This is a genomic window from Natronospira proteinivora, assembly GCF_024170465.1.
GTDB classification, from domain to species: domain Bacteria; phylum Pseudomonadota; class Gammaproteobacteria; order Natronospirales; family Natronospiraceae; genus Natronospira; species Natronospira proteinivora.
In genome coordinates, this window is the sequence record NZ_JALJYF010000002.1 from 203,164 (window position 1) to 218,003 (window position 14,840).

The window sequence follows — 14,840 nt, forward strand, 5'->3', positions numbered from 1 at the left end:
TACCCCGCACTATCATGAGAGCATGGGGCGGCAAGACAGCCTGGGTGCTAGACTGGTCTCAGCCTGCCTCCCCCCCTAACAGAGGCCGAGAATGCCCATGATCGAAATGGTGAATGCGGAGATCACCGGGGTGCTGGGCTACGAAGGTAGCTATTCCGGCCCGCTGGTCATGCTCTCCCTGATCATTGCCATCATGGCCGCCTTCGCCAGCATCAGCCATGTGGACCTGATGCGCAGTACGCCCTCCCGTGCAATCCGCTTTGGCTGGCACCTTAATGGTGCGGTCTGCCTTGGCATTGGCGTCTGGACCATGCATTTCACCGGCATGGTGGCATTCCAGCTCCCACTGCCTGTGCAGTACCACATGACCACCACCCTGGCATCGGTGCTACCGGCCATTCTTGCCGCTTATATCGCATTGACTGTACTCCAGAGAACCGCCCCTTCCGCCCGTGCCATCCTTCTGGGAGGGACCTTCATGGGACTGGGCATCGGGGCCATGCATTATTTGGGCATGACCGGCATGGTGCTGGATGCCGAGATGACCTATCAAAGGAGCCTGGTTTTACTGTCGGTGATCGTCGCGGTGGTGATGTCGAACCTGGCCCTGGCGACCCCACGGCTGCTGGGCGCCTTCATGGTGCAACGCGGCCTGTATCAACCACTGCTATTCAAGCTGAGTAGCGCCGTGTTCATGGGCCTGGCCATTTCCAGTCTGCATTATGTGGCCATGGCGGCAACCCGTTTTCTTCCCGGAGAGGCGCACAGCATCGCCCTGCCCGGCCCAAACATTGATCCCAACCTGATTGCAGGCCTGGCTGTTGGGGCAAGCCTCTTCATACTGGTCACCTCGACCATCACCGTGACCCTTCGACATCGTATTGAGGCGGCTCGATTGGAGGCTGAGATCTCCCGTGGAAAAGCACTCGAGATCGACAATCGCTTCAAGAAGATAGTGTCCCGTCTTCCAGGGGTGGTTTATCAATTCCGAATGGACGCCGATGGCACCCTCTCTTTTCCTTATGCAAGCGAAGCCATTCGAGATATCTACGGGATGACGCCCGAGGCCGTTCAGCATGATGCCAACATACTGACCGACATCATCCATCCCGATGATTTGGACGGTGTATTCACGGCTATCCAGGAATCAGCGGAATCAATGACCGTGTGGCGACATGAATACCGGGTCAACCATCCAGAGCTAGGTTTACGGTGGCTACAGGGCAATGCAATGCCGGAGCTTACCCATGACGGCGCCATCCTATGGAGCGGTTTCATCACAGACATTACCAATAAGAAGCAGTCCGAAGAAAGAATCCACCAGTTGGCGTTTTATGATGAGCTGACTGGGCTGCCTAATCGACGGCTACTGGAAGAGCGTATGGGTTCTGCCCAATCCATCTCCAACCGACATGCTTGCTACGGTGCCATGCTCTTCCTGGATTTGGACGCATTCAAACGACTGAATGACACACTGGGTCATTCAGTCGGTGATGAACTGCTAAAGACACTGGCCTATAAACTGAACGATCGTCTTCGGGATTCCGACACAGTTGCCCGAATCGGGGGGGATGAGTTTGTAATCATTCTGAACGAAGTAGGACAAGAGGAGAATGACGCGGCTCAAAGAGCCGGACTTTTCGCCGAGGATATACAGTCTGTCATCACCGAGCCACTTCACTTGTCCGGCCATGACTATCGTTGTTCCGCCAGTATTGGCATTACCCTCTTCCGAGGGGATCAGGATTCCCGTGAAGAATTGCTGCGCAGGGCGGATACCGCCATGTATCAGGCCAAGGCCACCGGCCGAAATTCCATTCGCTTTTACAACCCAGCCCTCCAAGCCACCATGGAGAAACGCTTCCGGATGGAATCGGATCTTCGAAACGCCATTGGCGGCAATGGATTTTTCCTGGTCTACCAGAATCAAGTGGACGCGAAGGGCATCACCGTTGGGTCGGAGGCCCTGCTGCGTTGGCGACATCCCGAAAAAGGGATCATATCGCCGATCGAATTCATTCCAGTGGCCGAAGATACCGGACTTATCCTGCCCCTGGGACATTGGGTACTTAAGGAAGCGTGCCTTCAGCTCAGGCAATGGCAGCGGCATGAGGCATTCCGTGAGCACGTCATCTCGATCAATGTCAGCGCCAAGCAGTTCCACCAGAAGGATTTTGTGGATCAAGTACAGAAAGCAGTGGACGGTCACGAGATCTCTCCGGATTTGCTCAAACTGGAGTTGACTGAATCCCTGGTCCTGGAAGACATCGAGGACAGCACCTGCAAGATGCAGCAGCTTCGCGCCCTGGGCATCCAGCTTTCCATGGATGATTTTGGCACAGGTTATTCTTCCATGGCTTATCTTTCCCGGCTGCCCTTCGATGAGGTAAAGATCGACAAGTCTTTCGTCCAGAGTGCCGGGCACCATCATGCCCAGCGTGACTGGATCATCATTGAAGGGATCATTGGCCTGGCAAAAAACCTACGTATCCGGGTAATAGCCGAAGGAGTAGAATCAGAAGCGCAACATGCCTTTCTGGTTCAACTCGGCTGCCAGTATTTTCAAGGCTATTATTTTGGCCGACCCAAGGACGCCGAGACATTCGCTCATGCGAGCTAGGCCATCTGAGCCCCTTCAAGCACCTCAAGCGCACTTGATCTCGCTTTTCCCTGCTGGAATGGCGACAATACCTTTTTCTTGCAATATCGGATCACTTAAACATGCATCAGCAAGAGGCACCGGCCATTCAGGTCAAATCCTTGTCCAAAACCTATGACAATGGTTTTAAGGCGTTGGACGATATCACTCTTGAAATCGGCCACGGAGAAATCTTTGCCCTTCTGGGTCCCAATGGGGCCGGCAAGACCACTCTGATTTCCATCATCACAGGCCTGGTGAATCGCAGTGCCGGGGATATCCGGGTCGGGGGGCATGACATCGTGACGGCGTATCGAGCGGCTCGGCAGCTGCTTGGCTTGGTTCCCCAGGAACTGGCCACGGATTCCTTTGAGTCGGTCTGGGACACGGTAAGCTTCAGCCGGGGACTGTTCGGGCTGAAGCGTGACGATGCCGTGGTGGAGTCGGTCCTCAGGGATCTTTCTCTGTGGGACAAGCGCACACACAAGATCCGCACCCTATCCGGTGGTATGAAGCGGCGAGTCATGATCGCCAAGGCCCTGGCCCATGAACCGCGCATTCTTTTTCTGGACGAACCCACCGCTGGCGTGGACGTGGAGCTGCGCCGGGACATGTGGAATACGGTGCGCCGGCTCCGGGACAGCGGGGTGACCATCATCCTCACCACCCACTACATCGAGGAAGCCGAAGAAATGGCCGACCGGGTGGGGGTCATCAACCATGGCCGACTATTGCTGGTGGAGGAAACCCGTCAGCTGATGAAGCAGTTGGGACGAAAGCGGCTTACCATTCATCTCAGTGACCCCTTGGAACAACTTCCGGAAGGCTTGAATGGTTATGGCCTGCAGCTGGATGAAGACGGCCACGCCCTGATTCTGGATTATGAGCGAACCGCCGGTCAGAGTCGCATTGCCGATCTGCTCCGCAAGCTGGATGCCAACGGTGTCACCATCGGTGACCTTCACACGGAACAAAGCTCCCTGGAAGATATTTTTCTGGATCTATTGAAGGACCGCGCATGATTCATAATCCTCGCGCCATCAAGGCGATCTTTCTGTTCGAAATGGCCCGTACCTGGCGGACCCTGATGCAGAGCATCATTTCCCCGGTCCTGACCACGTCCCTGTATTTCGTGGTGTTCGGAGCCGCCATTGGCTCACGCATCACGGAGATCGACGGGGTCAGCTACGGGGCCTTCATCGTTCCGGGCCTGATCATGCTCATGCTGCTGACCCAGAGCGTGTCCAATGCCTCCTTTGGCATTTATTTTCCCCGCTTCACCGGCACCATCTACGAGATCCTCTCCGCTCCGGCCTCCTACCTGGAAATCATGCTGGGCTATGTGGGCGCGGCGGCGACCAAATCCATTATTCTCGGCCTGATCATCCTGGCCACCGCCCATTTCTTCGTCCCCATGGACATTGCCCACCCCTTCATCATGCTGGCTTTTCTGGTGTTGACGGCCTTCACCTTCAGCCTGCTGGGCTTTATTTTGGGCATCTGGGCGGAGGGCTTCGAGCAGCTGCAGTTCGTTCCCTTACTTATTGTGACTCCCCTGACCTTCCTCGGTGGCACTTTCTATTCCCTGGATGTACTGCCACCCTTCTGGCAGACGGTGTCGCTGTTCAATCCGGTGGTCTATCTGGTGAGCGGTTTCCGCTGGAGCTTTTATGAAGTCTCGGATGTCCATGTGGGGATCAGTTTTGCCGTAATCCTGGGCTTTCTGGCCGTTTGCATCGCCCTGGTGGCCTGGATTTTCAAAACCGGTTATCGCCTCAAGGCCTGACCTGAATCAAGTGTGTTTTTGACGGTCCCTGTATAGTGAGGATCAGGTTATTTCAAGCTAAATTGGGAGGCGCCATGAGTGCCGAAAAGATCAAGACCGAACTCGCCAAACAGAGCTTCTTTAAGGGACTGGATGATGCGGACCTGGGCTTTCTGGCCGAGAATGCCTGCTTTCGCTCCCTGAAGGAAGATGACGTCCTCTTCCGCCACGGCAAGCGGGCCAACGCCTTCTATCTGGTCACCGAAGGACGTATTGCATTGGAAGTGGCCGCCATCGAAGGCCCGCCCCTGGAACTTCAGAATCTGGGGCCCGGTGCCATCATCGGCTGGTCCTGGCTGATCCCGCCCTATGAGTGGCACTTTCAGGCCCGGGCCCTGGAAGATGCCCAGCTGATCCAGTTCGACGGCGATGCTCTCTTTGAGCGCTGCGAAAAGGATCCAGACTTCGGCTATGGGCTGCTGAAGCGCTTCTCGGGCCTGATGTCCGAACGCCTGAGTTCTGCCCGGGAGAAAATGATGCAGGAATGGAACCCGCCGGGCTTTGCCTAAAGGCTTAAGCTAGTAGCCCAACAAGGCAGCCAGGGCCCAGGCCAGCACCCACGCCAGCAACAGGGTGGGCAGGGACCAGGCATGAAAGCTGCGCCAGAGGCCCGGCTCCCGGGCCAGGCGCAGGGCGATGATATTGGCCATGGAGCCGATGGCCAGGCCAAAGCCCCCGACACTCACCCCCCAAGCCAGCAGCTGCCAGTCATCTGTCAGCCCCTGCAGGAAAATCGCCGCTGGCACATTGGATATGCCCTGGGACAATAGCGCCCCCACGGTGAGCATGCCGCCGGGCAGCCGGCCCTCGGCCGCCCGGGTCAGTTCGGCCAGCACAGGCATTTGCGCCAACAGCCCCAGCACCACGAACATCAGACAAAAAACCAGCAACAGCTGCCAGTCCACTCCGCGAAGAATCCGGGGCCAGCAGAACAAGTACAAAAGAACGACCCCGACAGCCGCCAGCAGGCCCTGCCCCCAATCCAGCATGAACAGAAACAGGGGATAGAGCATCAGTGAGACAAGAAGCATGCCTCGCTGAATGGGCGGCTGCCAGGCTGTCTGATTCACCGTAATCCGGGCCGAAGAAAAGGCCAGGGGCACCATCAGCACCAGCAGGAACACCAGCGCCAGGCCCAGGGGCAGCATGGCGAGCATGAACTCCATAAACCCCACCCCCGATGCCTGCCACAGATAGAGATTCTGGGGATTGCCCACCGGGCTCAGGGTGGACCCGGCATTCACCGCCAGGGCCTCAAATACGATCAAGCGGACCAGGGGCAGATCCGCAGCCACCCACAGGCCCAGGGTCAGGGGCACCACGATGAACAGGGCCACATCGTTGGTGACAATGGCCGACAGTAGGGCTGAAAAGAGGATCAAGGCCAGCGCCAACCGCCGCTCACTGTGAAGACGAAGCAGCAGCCACGCCCCGGCGGCCGCCAGACTGCCACTGACCTCCAGGCCCCGACTGATCACCATCAGCCCCGCCAGGGCGGCAATGGTATGCCAATGAACCAGCTCCGGTATCGCCGTCCATTCAACGGGGTTCCACCACAATAGCGGCACCACCGCCAATAACAGGATGAGCAGCAGGAGATCTTCACTCAGTCGGGATATGAGATGGCGGAACATGCCCCTGGCTCGCGGGTGAAGGTCGGGTGATTGTCGCACAAGCGTAAATCCGGCTCAGCGCCCTGTTGTCGATCCAATCATGCCTTACAATGGTCCGCCCTGAAGGCATCAACGCCTGGGCCTCTTCGTCCTGCCCCTGATGTTGCTTGCCCGACACGGTAGCCAATCAAGGAAGACCACCATGAAATGGCTGTATCGCCTGCATCTGTGGGTAGCTTTATCCCTGGGTGCGGTATTCGTGCTGCTCGGCCTCACTGGCAGCCTACTGGTGTACCAGTCGACTCTGGATCGCTGGCTCAATCCGGAGCTGTTGCAGGCGGAGGCCCCGGCTGAGAAACGGGTTACGGCCGCGGATGCCTTGGAGACCGTTGAAGCACGCACCACGGACGAGGAAGTGGTTTCCTTCCTGTCCCTGCCCGGTGCTCACCCGGCAGTGTACCGATTTTATATCGGCACCCCGGAACGCAGCTTTGATCGCCTGGTGACCGTTGACCCGGCCTCGGGCGAGCTCATGGGGGTACGTCCCGTGGGCAAGGGCCTCATGCGTTTTGTGCACGTGCTGCACTTTCGCCTGCATCTGGGCCGCTCGGGGCAGACCTTGATTGGTTTCACCGGTCTGATCCTGCTGTTTTCCATGATCAGCGGCGGCGTACTGTGGTGGCGGCGCCGGGGCTATCGGCTTAGACAGGTGCCACTGCACCATGGCTTCGGGGTCTATGCCGGCCTGCCCCTGGGGGTGGTGGTGATAACCGGCATCCTGCTGGCCCTGCCCCAGTACACCCGTCCGGCGGTTGAATGGTTCTCGCCGCTGTCCGGCCTGGATCTGGATCACCAGTCTCAAGTCGATGAGACCTCAAAGGATATTGGTTTGGAGCAGGCATTGAGGCTGGCCAGAGAAGATATGCCGGGCGGCGAGATCCGCAGTGTGGGCCTGCCCCGGGAGCCCGAGGGCATCTACCGCCTCACCCTGAGAGAAGCGACACCCAGCGGCTGGCTGGCCGGCAGCGGCCGCGTGGTGCTGGACCGTTACAGCGGCGAGGTTCTGGCCCAACAGCACTGGTCAGAACAAAGCGGCGGCGATCGCTTCATGAGTGCCCTGCGCGGTATCCACGGTGGCAGTGCCTTCGGGGCCTGGGGCCAGGCCGTGGTGGCGCTGCTGGGGCTGGTGCCCTTGCTGCTGTATGTCACCGGCCTGCGCTTGTGGCTGCGCCGGCGAACCAGACAACAGCAAACGCCATAAACACGAGGCCCCTGTGGGAGCGGCATTCCTGCCGCGACAAGGAAAGCTTAGTCATGCCAGTCGCGGCAGGAATGCCGCTCCCACAGGGGGATAATCAGGAATCTTGCGCCCGGCTCCAGCGGGCGATGATCTCGTGCAGTTGCCGCAGGCCGTCGGTGAGGGCGGCGGGGCCGGGCTGGAGAATGTCCACGGATTTGATCTCATGCAGCTCGCCGTCGCGGACGGCGGGGATATCCTCAAAGCCGGGTCGTTCACGCACCTTTTCCGGGCGGAATTTCTTGCCGCACCAGGAACCGATGATAATATCCGGCTGGCGCTGGATGACGGTATCGTACTCGGCAATAATTCGGTCCTTGCCCAGGGCCTCGTGTTTGAGCTCCGGGAAGCAGTCCTCGCCGCCGGCAATCTCCACCAGCTCCGAGACCCAGCGAATGCCGGACAGCATGGGCTCATCCCATTCCTCGAAATAGACCCGGGGACGCCTGGGCAGGGCCGCCGCCTGGGTCCGAATCTGCTCCACCCCCGCGCGCAACTCCCCAATCAGGGCCTCGGCCTTGGACTGGCAGCCGATCATGCCCCCCAGCATGGCCATCATGCGGAAGATTTCCGCCACGCTGCGGTGGTTGAAGACATGCACCTCCACGCCCTGGCGAATCAGCTCGCTGGCGATATCGGCCTGGAGATCGGAAAAGCCCAGTACCAGATCGGGCTCCAGATCCAGGATCTTGCCGATCTTGGCGCTGAGAAAGGCGGAAACCTTGGGCTTTTCCTTACGCGCCTTGGCCGGGCGCACGGTGAAACCCGAGATGCCCACGATCCGCCAGTCTTCTTCCAGCAGATACAGGGTCTCGGTGGTTTCCTCGGTCAGACAAACAATACGTTGGGGATAATCGCTCATGGGCCCATCATAAAGAATCCGGGCCGGCCCAAGAAGGGCGCCAGCCTGCTACCATGAGAAAAATTTCCAGGGAAAAGACGGACATGACGCCACTGAACCCTATTAGCCGATTCACCCACTGGCTCTGGTCGGTACAGATCCAGGACCTGCCGGCCAAGATGGCCTGGACGGTCCGGATTGGCCGGGTGGTCCATGCGGTTTTCCAGGATGCCTCCATCGGGCAGCTCAACCTGCGGGCCATGAGTCTGGTCTATACCACCCTGCTCTCCATTGTGCCCCTGCTGGCCTTCAGCTTCTCGGTGCTCAAGGGGTTCGGGGTTCACAATCAGCTGGAACCTATTCTCCTGCGAACCCTGGAGCCCCTGGGGGACCGGGGCCCGGAAGTGGTCAATAACATTCTGGAGTTCGTGGACAACATCCAGGTGGGGGTTCTGGGCTCGGTGGGCCTGTTGCTGCTGGTTTATACCGTCTACGCCCTGCTGCAAAAGATTGAGGCGGCCCTGAACGAGGCGTGGCATATCCGTCGCCAGCGGGGGGTCACCGAGAAATTCAGCAACTATCTGAGTGTGGTACTGGTGGGGCCGGTGCTGGTTTTCTCCGCCGTGGGGGTCACCGCCTCCTTCTCCAGCTATACCTTTGTTGAACGTATCTCCCAGGTGGAACCCTTCGGCACCCTGATGGTGTGGTTCAGCACCCTCATGCCCTACTTCCTGGTCGTCGCAGCCTTCACCTTTCTCTACACCTTCGTGCCCAATACCCGGGTCAGAGTCCGGGCCGCACTCACCGGCGCCCTGATTGCAGGCCTGGCCTGGCAAACCACCGGCTGGATATTTGCCCAGGTGATTGCGGCGTCTGCCCGTTACACCGCCATCTATTCCGGTTTTGCCAGCCTGATGTTCTTCATCATCTGGCTCTACCTCACCTGGCTGATTCTGCTTTTCGGCGGCAAGGTCAGCTTCTATATCCAAAACCCCCAGTTCGTCACCCGGCTACCGGCGGCCACAGGGGCCACCCACCGGGAGAAGGAGGAACTGGCCCTGTCGGTGATGTATCTCATCGGGCGCAGCTATCTGGAGGGCGACCGCCCCTGGCAGTTTGAATCCCTGTGCCGGCGCCTGCATGTTCGTGGCGATGTGCTGGAAGATGTGGTGGCGAGGCTGGAGAGTGCCGGGCTGATCCTGAGCACTGAAGGGCAGTCCCCGGGCTTTCTGCCCGGGCAGGACATTGGCCGCATGACTCTCAAGCGTATTCGGGATGCCAGCCGGGGCCTGTCCATGGCCGATGACCCGGATGCCCAGATGCGCCATATACCCGGCGTTAAGGCCCAGCTGGATGCCCTGGAAACGATGATGGATCAGGAACTGGCGAGCAAGACCCTGAAGGATTTCCTGGAAGACAGCCGCCAGGGAACGGATCAGGAAACCGCATAAAAAAACACCGCGGACAGCCTGAGGTCTGTCCGCGGTGTTCATCCCTCTCCCCTGAGGACTTCCCTACCCCAATGAGACGACCGCATACGGGCCTTAGCAAAATACCGCACATTCTATTTCGGCCAAAGCAGCAATCGCCCCTTAGGTATCCCAAAATTGGATTTATGTAAAGAAATGGTTGAAATTTCATTTCTATTTTGCTTTTTTTTATTACACGTAACCTTGCTTAAGGAAGCCTGCGTTTATGCGCTGAGAAGTCAATCAGGAGGAGGGCATATGCGGTTTCCGAACCTTAAAACGGCAATTGTAAGTGGCTTCTTTCTTTTTGTATTTTCTATACCTGCATTGGGCCACATCAATTCATGCCCAGAGGCAAATGAGATCACCCCACCAGGCTCAGGCGGCGGCGGCGGTGGTGGTGGTGGCGGCGGCGGCGGTGGTGAGCCGCCCATCATCATTCAGGGACAAAGCAACTCAAACTCCGTTGACACTGGGTCTGGCACATTTGAGCACAATGGCACTGAGTACGAATACGTCATTGAAACTGGCCCTGCTTCCGAGCATCCCGATTTCCATAGAGACATGTACGCCCTGGTGTTTACGGAAGACCTATGCTTGGCAGCAGACCTCGCCCATGGCGACGTTTCCCTGCTCTTCGAAAACGGTTCCGGCGAAACGTGGAAGCTCCTCATTGAAAATGCTGGTTACGACATCCTCGAAGTAATCGAGGGGGAACACGCAGGTGATGTCAGCGGCGTCCACACTTACCATGAAATATACGACGACGGCAGTGGCTCTGTAGATGAAGTCATCGCAGAGCATCACTTCCATGAAGGGGAAACGATTTCTTTCGAATACGAAATCAATGGACAACCCTTCTATGATGGATCCAATCCAGATGCTGCAATAAATCAATACAAAGAAGATCGAGACCTTTATGTTCCGGAGATGAATAACATCCCCTCTATTTTTGAGGAACTCATGCAGGCGTCGATGATCGCTGAGGCGACGGACCCTGAGTCCATCAATTGGGGTGGCGGCGGTAACGATGGCGGATGTTGTGGCTACATCGAGCCCCAGAGCAATCTAGGCTACGGACTCCTGAGCGATGGGCCTGATTACAGCCTACCTGACTGGGTTTCCCCTATTGCAATAAGTTCTGGGGCCGGCGCTGGCGCTGGTTTTGCTGTTGGTGCTGCTACTTCTTATGGTTTGACTCAGGGGGGAGGTGCCGGAGCAGCCGTTGGTTTTGCCTTTGGCGTAGGCTGGGTCATCGGAACCCAGATCAATCATGAAATTGAGCAGATGCTTGAGTAATGCCGAGTTATGAGTTTCCATCTTTGGACAAGGAGGTGAGTGTCATGAGCCGCGAATTCAAGAAACCGGGCGCCTGGAAAACGGGTACATTCTGGAAAGAATACGCGTTGCTGTATATCGTTTTCTATATTCCCGTGATGGCGGCAATCCTGCTTAGTGGTTTTCTCTTTTTTCCGGAACCTTATGCCATCGACTCGGCGGACGCGCTTCAGTCGGCCGTCGCCTTGGGGATCATAGTGGCGGCGATTGCCTGCTTCTTTTCCGTCAGGGAAGGCTATCGCGTCACGCTTTTCCGGCATTCTGAGAAGACGCCCTAAAAGGGCACAGCGGTGGAATAGGCGTCGCCGGAATATAGGTCTACAAAAAAAACACCGCGGACAGCCTGAGGTCTGTCCGCGGTGTTCATCCCCCCTTCCCTGGCGGGCGGATATGATTCGGGCATCAGTGCCCACTCCCCTCCCGGGAGGCCCTTCCTGGGCAATCCCTAAACCTTCCCTGGCCGGTTGCGTCTCCCTTGCAACCGTCGACCTTCCCTGATCACGCGGGCTATCACCCGTTCTTTGCCGATTGAACCTCCCTGTTCGGGAATCGTGCCTTCCTGGCCGACGCCCCCGGCATTTGGCAATCCCCTTTTGCTGCGATTGCCCGCGCTACGGTTCATACGATACGGAAAAGGGGCGTGGCTCGAATCAGTCAGCTGCCCGTTGCCGTGTAGGACATTGCCGACAAGGTAGGTAGGTCATAGAAGGGGATCGTACGCTTCCGTGGGAAATGGTCGGCTACACGTTATGCGCGACTGGCTACATCAGCAAAGCCATCGAAGCCGAAGCCAGCTTACCCCCACCACTGCTTTCAGTCTGGAGGATCGAGCGCATGGTGGGGTTTTCCAGGGCTAGGCCACTCGCCAAGGTCCCTACGCACTCGCAGTTGCCCCTGAGCCGTTCTGATTCAAGGCGCAGTGCGCTGCACAGTGGTGTTAACCACGGGCAAGCATTGCAACGCCGAAGCAGGACGGCTCAGGGGCAACCCGAAGGGCCCCACCCCGGCTTCCTCTCGACTGCGTTGCGACTCGCTTATGTAGCACGGTGGCTACACGGCGCTCCTCGCGCCTTGCGAGAGCAAGCCGGGGTGAGGCTGCGAGCGCGTAGGGACCTTGGCGAGTGGCCCTGACAGGGATGTCGCGCCCAGAGCCCCAGGGATGGGTCCACGCGTCCCTGGAAAATTCCACCATGCGATCGAGCCGTGAAGCCCTGAAAGAAATTCATCCCCACCGGCTGGCAGGCCTGAATCGCCTCGTAGGGTTCTGATCTGACAGTGTTAGGTCATTGAGTAATTGAAACCCTGTCCCGTGTTCAAACTGGGCAAGTTCAGAACGCTGCCCATTAGCCATTGTCGGGGCTGTTCAAACTACAGCCAGCGAAGGGTGTTGGTTACTGTTTAAACTTCACGGAACGCTAGGGGAGGAACCACCGGAAACGACTTACGCTAGCGAGGCAAACGGGCTTTCATCCAGCGGTGACGGCCGATGACCGGGCCCAGCAGGGCCCCCAGCACAATGGAGAAGGAAATCAAGTAATGGCTGGCCCCGCCAAGCAACCACCACAAGCCCAACCCGACGACCAGGCCCACCAGGGTCATGCCCGCCCCCCAGCGGATCATGGTCCAGCGAAGGTCGCGACGAAGGCGTTGGAGTTCGCTCATTCCCATTCGAAGCGGGGCAGGTCCATGAAAGCCTGGCGGAGGTTGCGGGACCAGGCATCCTGCATGCGGCGCCAGAAGGCATCGTCATCTTCGTAACGAAGACGGGGCTCCAGATGGAAGCTGTTGCGATGATAGAAGCCCAGCTCCAGGGGTGGACCCACACTGAGGTTGGAGCGCATGCTGGCATCCAGGGAAACCAGGGCGCAGCGGGCCGCCATTTCCAATGACATCTCCGGCTCCACGATGCGATCCAGGATAGGTTTGCCGTATTTGGTCTCCCCCACCTGGAGAAAGGGCTTCTCCTCACTGGCCCGGATGTAATTGCCTTCCGGGTAGATCAGAAAGAGGTTGTGGTCCTCTTCCCCGATCTGGCCGGCCAGAATGAAACTGGCCTTGGGGCGGAAGTCCGCCTGATTGGCCCCCTCCGGACCCCGTTGAACCCGGGTGCTGACCGCACCAATGTACTCAGCCACATCCTCCAGATGGGACAGGCGATCAATGGAGGTCTCGGCATCCGGATCGTCCCGGTCCCGCTGGATGCGGCTGGTCACCGCCTGGGTGGTGGCCAGATTGCCCGCCGACAGCAGGACGAAGCAGCGGTCAGGCCCGGCGGGCAGGACATGCATCTTGCTGTAAACGCTGACATCGTCCACCCCGGCACTGGTACGGGAATCGGAGGCGACAATCAGGCCGGTTTCGGTGCGTATGGCGACACAATAAGTCATGTTGGTACCGGGTCTATTCGCCCGCGATGGTCATTTCTTCCAGCAGCAGTGAACCGGTCAGGACATTGGCGCGATAATCCACGTCATTGCCGGCGGCGACGATATTGCCCAGCATGGGCTTGAGGTTGCCGGCCACGGTAATCTCTTCCACCGGACACTGGATTTCCCCGTTTTCCACCCAAAAGCCAGCCGCGCCCCGGGAGTAATCCCCGGTAACACCGTTCACGCCCTGCCCCATGAGCTCGGTGACCATCAGACCGGTATCCATGCGCTTGAGCAGGGTCTCAAAATCACAGGCCTCCCCTTCCAGGCTCAGGTTGTGCACGCCGCCGGCATTGCCGGTACTCTCCAGCCCCAATTGTCGGGCCGTGTAGCTGTCCAGTACGTATCGGCTGAGCCGGCCGTTTTCCACCAGGGGATTGTCACTCAGCGCCACCCCCTCGCCGTCGAAGGGCGAGCTGCCCATGGCACGGGGCAGATGGGGCCGCTCCACCAAGCTTAACCACTCTGGCAAGACCGATTCACCCACCGCATCCAGCAGCCAGGAGGCCTGGCGGTACTGAGCCGGGCCGGAGGCTGCCCCCACCAGGGCGCCGATCAGTCCCCGAGCCAGAGAGGGCGGGAACAGAACCGGTGCCTTGCGGGTGGACAGGCGCCGCCCCCCCAGGCGCTTCACCGTGCGCTCGGCAGCCTTGCGACCCACGGTCTCCGGGCTTTGCAGGTCATCGGCCAGGCGCGCGGCGGTGTACCAGAAATCCCGCTGCATGCCTTGCTCATCCCGGGCCAGGACACTGGCACTCATGCCGTGATTGGTGCCCTCGTAACTGCCCAGAAAACCGTTGCTGTTGCCATAGGCCCGGACCCCGTGATGGGTGTCGACGCTGGCCCCATCGGAGTTATCGATGCGGGCATCGAAGCCGCGAGCAGCATCCTCGCAGCGGCGGGCCATGTCGATGGCGGCATCCGGACTGATGGCCCAGGGATGGCAGAGGTCCAGATCGGGCCAGTCCCGGGCCTGGCGATCGGCCGGCGGCAGGCCGCCATGCTCGTCATCCTCGGTGAAACGGGCAATATCACAGGCCTTGGCCACCGCTTCGACGATCGCACCATCGGACAAATCCGAGGTATTGGCCGCGCCCTTGCGCTGGCCGAAAAAGACGGTGACGCCGATCCCCCGGTCCTGGCGATACTCAAGGGTTTCCACTTCACCCATACGCACCGTCACGCCCAGGCCGGTATCCACGCTGGCGCCACTCTCAGCCGCATCCGCTCCCTGCCGCCGGGCCTCGGCCAGCGCCTTCTCCACGGCCTGTTCCAACTCGGCGGGGCGGGTACTGGATTTGACCTCAAGGCTGTCCTGCATGAAAAACACTCCGCTTGGCAAAGGGATCCAAAAGGGCTGCGATTCTAACAGAGGCAGGGCGGGGGCGTC

General features: G+C 58.9%; 13 protein-coding genes. 8 read left to right on the forward strand and 5 right to left on the reverse strand.

Annotation, left to right across the window (positions count from 1 at the left end; translation table 11 throughout):
• Positions 1-91 precede the first annotated feature (91 nt).
• The 4 genes from J2T60_RS08225 to J2T60_RS08240 all read left to right on the forward strand — a co-directional run bounded on the left by J2T60_RS08225 (position 92) and on the right by J2T60_RS08240 (position 4,972).
• The gene (locus J2T60_RS08225; RefSeq protein WP_253448216.1) at positions 92-2,620 is read left to right on the forward strand and encodes a bifunctional diguanylate cyclase/phosphodiesterase; all 2,529 of its coding nucleotides are present in this window, start codon (positions 92-94) and stop codon (positions 2,618-2,620) included.
• Positions 2,621-2,721: 101 nt separating this feature from the next.
• Positions 2,722-3,660 (forward strand): ABC transporter ATP-binding protein, encoded by a 939-nt coding sequence (locus tag J2T60_RS08230; protein ID WP_253448219.1) that lies wholly within the window; start codon positions 2,722-2,724, stop codon positions 3,658-3,660.
• Positions 3,657-4,424, forward strand: a complete 768-nt coding sequence (locus J2T60_RS08235) for an ABC transporter permease (RefSeq protein WP_253448221.1) — start codon at positions 3,657-3,659, stop codon at positions 4,422-4,424. The genes J2T60_RS08230 and J2T60_RS08235 overlap by 4 nt, the downstream gene beginning before the upstream one ends.
• Positions 4,425-4,498: 74 nt before the next feature.
• Positions 4,499-4,972 carry a Crp/Fnr family transcriptional regulator gene (locus J2T60_RS08240; protein WP_253448224.1) on the forward strand — a complete coding sequence of 158 codons (474 nt, stop codon included), beginning with the start codon at positions 4,499-4,501 and terminating at the stop codon, positions 4,970-4,972.
• Positions 4,973-4,981: 9 nt separating this feature from the next.
• Here the strand turns inward: J2T60_RS08240 and J2T60_RS08245 are convergent, their stop codons facing one another.
• Positions 4,982-6,097: an SLC13 family permease gene (locus J2T60_RS08245; RefSeq protein ID WP_253448226.1), complete on the reverse strand. Its 1,116-nt coding sequence runs from the start codon at positions 6,095-6,097 to the stop codon at positions 4,982-4,984.
• Between the two features lie 181 nt (positions 6,098-6,278).
• On the opposite strand from J2T60_RS08245, the gene J2T60_RS08250 reads away from it, so the two are divergent.
• Positions 6,279-7,337, forward strand: a complete 1,059-nt coding sequence (locus J2T60_RS08250; RefSeq protein WP_253448229.1) for a PepSY-associated TM helix domain-containing protein — start codon at positions 6,279-6,281, stop codon at positions 7,335-7,337.
• Between the two features lie 94 nt (positions 7,338-7,431).
• On the opposite strand, the gene J2T60_RS08255 is transcribed toward J2T60_RS08250, so the two are convergent.
• Positions 7,432-8,235: a cobalamin-binding protein gene (locus tag J2T60_RS08255; RefSeq protein ID WP_253448233.1), complete on the reverse strand. Its 804-nt coding sequence runs from the start codon at positions 8,233-8,235 to the stop codon at positions 7,432-7,434.
• 83 nt (positions 8,236-8,318) lie between these two features.
• Between J2T60_RS08255 and J2T60_RS08260 the strand changes: the two genes are divergently transcribed.
• The 3 genes from J2T60_RS08260 (at position 8,319) to J2T60_RS08270 (ending at position 11,299) form a co-directional block, all read left to right on the forward strand.
• The gene (locus J2T60_RS08260; protein WP_253448236.1) at positions 8,319-9,665 is read left to right on the forward strand and encodes a YihY/virulence factor BrkB family protein; all 1,347 of its coding nucleotides are present in this window, start codon (positions 8,319-8,321) and stop codon (positions 9,663-9,665) included.
• 174 nt (positions 9,666-9,839) lie between these two features.
• Positions 9,840-10,982 carry a hypothetical protein gene (locus tag J2T60_RS08265; RefSeq protein ID WP_253448239.1) on the forward strand — a complete coding sequence of 381 codons (1,143 nt, stop codon included), beginning with the start codon at positions 9,840-9,842 and terminating at the stop codon, positions 10,980-10,982.
• Positions 10,983-11,026: 44 nt separating this feature from the next.
• Complete coding sequence (locus J2T60_RS08270; RefSeq protein ID WP_253448242.1) at positions 11,027-11,299, forward strand: hypothetical protein; 273 nt, start codon at positions 11,027-11,029, stop codon at positions 11,297-11,299.
• Between the two features lie 1,168 nt (positions 11,300-12,467).
• Here J2T60_RS08270 and J2T60_RS08275 read toward each other — a convergent pair.
• From J2T60_RS08275 to pmbA, 3 genes are read right to left on the reverse strand one after another with little or no spacing between them, the layout of a single operon-like run.
• A complete protein-coding gene (locus tag J2T60_RS08275; protein ID WP_253448245.1) occupies positions 12,468-12,683 on the reverse strand; it encodes a hypothetical protein in 216 nt (71 codons plus the stop codon).
• Positions 12,680-13,408, reverse strand: coding sequence for a proteasome-type protease (locus J2T60_RS08280; RefSeq protein ID WP_253448248.1), 729 nt, complete (start codon positions 13,406-13,408; stop codon positions 12,680-12,682). The genes J2T60_RS08275 and J2T60_RS08280 overlap by 4 nt, the downstream gene beginning before the upstream one ends.
• A 13-nt stretch (positions 13,409-13,421) precedes the next feature.
• Positions 13,422-14,771, reverse strand: coding sequence for a metalloprotease PmbA (gene pmbA / locus J2T60_RS08285; RefSeq protein ID WP_253448251.1), 1,350 nt, complete (start codon positions 14,769-14,771; stop codon positions 13,422-13,424).
• Positions 14,772-14,840 lie beyond the last annotated feature (69 nt).